This window comes from Thermococcus sp. (genome assembly GCF_027066465.1).
Lineage (GTDB): Archaea > Methanobacteriota_B > Thermococci > Thermococcales > Thermococcaceae > Thermococcus.
In genome coordinates this window covers 1-3246 of the sequence record NZ_JAMONU010000054.1, presented here as the reverse complement: position 1 = coordinate 3246, position 3246 = coordinate 1, and the positions used below count along the sequence as shown (strand labels likewise).

General features: G+C 56.4%; 5 protein-coding genes. 1 reads left to right on the top strand and 4 read right to left on the bottom strand.

The window, feature by feature from the left end:
- Nucleotides 1-75 precede the first annotated feature (75 nt).
- From MVK46_RS02375 to MVK46_RS02360, 4 genes are all read right to left on the bottom strand, one after another.
- Entirely contained in the window at nucleotides 76-435 is a 360-nt protein-coding gene (locus MVK46_RS02375) for a PadR family transcriptional regulator (RefSeq protein WP_297535008.1), read from the bottom strand.
- Nucleotides 436-480: 45 nt separating this feature from the next.
- Complete coding sequence (locus tag MVK46_RS02370; RefSeq protein ID WP_297535006.1) at nucleotides 481-1464, bottom strand: DUF3887 domain-containing protein; 984 nt, start codon at nucleotides 1462-1464, stop codon at nucleotides 481-483.
- Nucleotides 1464-1784, bottom strand: a complete 321-nt coding sequence (locus MVK46_RS02365; protein WP_297535004.1) for a heavy metal-binding domain-containing protein — start codon at nucleotides 1782-1784, stop codon at nucleotides 1464-1466. Before MVK46_RS02365 ends, MVK46_RS02370 begins: the two co-directional genes overlap by 1 nt.
- 85 nt (nucleotides 1785-1869) lie before the next feature.
- The gene (locus MVK46_RS02360) at nucleotides 1870-2460 is read right to left on the bottom strand and encodes a YiiX/YebB-like N1pC/P60 family cysteine hydrolase (protein WP_297535003.1); all 591 of its coding nucleotides are present in this window, start codon (nucleotides 2458-2460) and stop codon (nucleotides 1870-1872) included.
- Nucleotides 2461-2617: 157 nt separating this feature from the next.
- On the opposite strand from MVK46_RS02360, the gene dph2 reads away from it, so the two are divergent.
- On the top strand, nucleotides 2618-3246 hold a 629-nt coding region (dph2, locus tag MVK46_RS02355), incomplete at its 3' end, for a diphthamide biosynthesis enzyme Dph2 (protein ID WP_297535002.1).

Sequence of the window (3246 nt, the reverse complement as noted above, 5' to 3'; positions counted from 1 at the left end):
TGTTCCGGAAGGCGAGGGTCATCAGCCCTGTTCCGAGCAGGAAGAGCGACACGAACACCTCGAAGACCTTTTCGCTCATTCCAACCCCTCCAGCCTCTCAAGGGTAGTCTCGATAGTCCTGATTTCATCCCTCAGCTCAAGCAGAACTTCCCTCCCGAGGTCCGTGAGGCGGTAGTACTTCCTCGGCCTTCCGCTCACCTCGACCCAGAAGTCCTCGACGAGCTTGTACTTCTTCAGGCTCTTCAGGATGTCATAGAGGGCACCTTCGCTCGGGACGAGCTTGCCATCGCTCAGCTCTCCGAGCTTTTTCCTTATCGCGTAGCCGTGAAGCTCTCCCTCCCTCTCAAGGAGGGACAGCACGAGGTAGGAGTACAGTCCCGAGCGCAGGTCTTTCCTGAGCTTCTTGAGGGCCTTCTCCTTCGGGTTGCCGAGCACCTCGTTGCCTCCTTACGGGTGGGAATGAAAAAGGAATTAAAAAGTTCACCACCTAACGGTTTGTTCCCTCTCTGCTTTCGCGAGGGGAAGGAGCTTTGGAAGAACGACCAGCGAGGTCAGCAGTAGAACCCCGTAACCGGCCAACAGGACTAGGTTCGACGGATTCACGTGCCAGTAGGCCGCCAAGCTGTCGGTAAGCCAGTGGACGAGCACCATCGCGAGCAGCGCCTTCCTTCCCCAGCCGTTCCGGTAGGCATAGGCGAAGAGGACCGTCGTTGAGGAGTGGAAGAGCAGCGCGAGGGTTCTCTCGACGAGGACCAGAACCGAGCCACCGAAGAGGGACGAGAGCGTTGCCGCGTAGACGGCCTCGCCGATTCCGAAGCCCGCTCCGATGTAGAGCGCCTTTCCGAGGGTTTTATCCCTGGAGAAGTAGTACTTGAGCGGCTCCTGGAAGAGGGCCGCTATTAGGCCCGTCCAGAGGACCCTCGGGAGGGCCCCGCTGACACCGAGAAAGACGATTGCACTTTGAACGGGGGGCTGGAAGATGAGAACCGGAACGAGCAGAACCGCCCCGAGGATTAGCTCGCCCGCGTGAAACTTCCTGAGGTAAATCCATATGATTAGAAGGCCGAGCAGACCTCCGAGAAGCGGGTAGATGGCGTTTTTGGGATTGAACCGGGGGACTATATGGAATCCATCAACCTTTCCGTTCTTCACGGTTACGCTGACGGTGTAGCTCCCCTTCTCTGCTGTAACGCGGTAGAAATAGATTTGGTAGCCGTCCTTCTCCTCGGTCTTCTCGAGGGTGTACCCCCTGACGGGTCCGTAGAGCTCAATCATCTCGTCCCTCACAGCTTTGAATGTTTTTTCCGTGAAGGCCCGTTTCATCGCCGAACTCAGGTAGGGCTCGACCGCCGAGTAGTTGCCGGTTTTCCAAGCCTCCATCATTGCATCCTGTGGGCTCAGCGCCGAGACGTAGCCCAGGAGGAGCAGGAAAACGAGAAATGCTAGGAGGCGCTTCATGTCCATCACTCTGGCTCGATTATCACGGCGGTTCCAAAGGCGTAAACTTCGGCCATCCTCTGGCCGACGTTCGAGGTCATGAAGCGCATTCCGATTACCGCGTTGGCGCCCATCTCCTCCGCGTTCTGAATCATCCTCTGGAGGGCTATCTCCCTCGCCTGAGCCATCATCTCGGTGTACTCCTTCACCTCTCCGCCAACGAGGTTTCTAAGGCCGGCTATTATGTCCCTCCCGAGGTGGGTGGCCATAACAACGCCGCCCCTGGCAAGGCCCTTAACTTCAACAACTCGGTAGCCCGGAACCTTTTCCGTCGTAACGACTATCATGTCAATCACCCCTATACCTCGAACTTCGAGGTATTGTCTAGAAGAAGGGCTATTTAAACTTTACCAACGAGAAATAAAAAGGGATTCAAGAAGTGCTGTCGTAGTAGATGACGTAGGTGTAGCCGTCGTCGTATATCTCCTGGGGTGCGACGCCGTCGAGGTACGTCAGGGTCCAGCCCGGGTTCGCGTCCAGGTCAACCGTTCCGTTGCTGGCGGCCATATAGGAGGCCCATACAAGCTCCGAACAGTAGTAGCTGTCCCCGTAGACTTCCTTTGTCCACCAGGCCCAGTCGTAGGGCTTTCCGAGCTGCTGGAGTGCAAAGGCAACGGCACCGAGCTTTATGTCCTCACTGGTGTTCACCCTGAGGACTGCAACGGTGTCGTACCTGGCCAGGAAGTCGGAGAGGTAAACGAGCCTCACTTCACTCGGGTTGTCCCATGCCTCGATGACGACGTATTCTCCGACGGAGGAGTCGTAGCCAACTATCATTCCGGTGTGCGTCCAGTAGCCGGGAATTATCAGGTCGGTTAGGGGGTTGTGGCCTATGACTATATCTCCCGGTTCGAGGCCCGTTGGATAGGGGTGCGAGTACGAACCGCTCGTTCCGAGCGCCGCCACCGGGCTGACAACCGCGGCCAGCACAACCAGCACCACGATTGGATACCACCTCTTCAATTGCAGCACCTCCGATATATTGAAGAAAATCCTAATGAGCTAATAAGCTCATTTATGCTTAATAAACTTTTCTGATGACCTTTGTAGGGAGTTAAAGAACAAGTACGTGCATGTAGGGTTTAAATTTGAAAAATTCAATAGACCAACAGGTGGTTGTATGCATAAAATTCCCCACGGGGAGATACTGGACAAACTCAGGGCGCTCAATGCCCGTTGCGTTCTGATACAGTCACCGGAGGGACTTAGGCGGGAAGCCGAGGAGCTGGCGAGGTTCCTTGAGGAAAACGGCCTCGAGGCAATCCTCCACGGGGAGATTAACTACGGGGCCTGCGACCCGGCCGATGCCGAGGCAAAGGCCCTCGGTTGCGATGCGCTGGTTCACCTCGGCCACAGCTACATGAGGCTCCACCTTGAGGTTCCAACGGTTTTCGTGCCCGCCTTCGCCGAGGTTGACGTCGTTTCTGCCCTCAGGAAAAACCTCGGGGAGATTAAAAAGCTCGGGAGAAGGATAATCCTCGTAACAACTGCACAGCACATCCACAGGCTTGGGGAAGCCAAGGCCTTTCTTGAGGAGAACGGGTTCGAGGTTCTCATAGGAAGGGGGGACTCGAGGGTCAGCTGGCCCGGTCAGGTTCTCGGGTGCAACTTCTCGAGCGCGAGGCTCGAGGGGGATGGAGTCCTCTTCATAGGGGCCGGCTACTTCCATCCCCTCGGCGTTGCACTGGCGACCAAAAAGCCAACCCTTGCCGTAAACCCCTACTCAGGGGACGCGCTGTGGATGAAGGA

What these genes read in the sequence shown, in the direction of transcription:
- MVK46_RS02370 (WP_297535006.1), bottom strand. Translation starts at nt 1,464, where the DNA reads ATGGACATGAAGCGCCTCCTAGCATTTCTCGTTTTCCTGCTCCTCCTG.
- MVK46_RS02365 (WP_297535004.1), bottom strand. Translation starts at nt 1,784, where the DNA reads ATGATAGTCGTTACGACGGAAAAGGTTCCGGGCTACCGAGTTGTTGAA.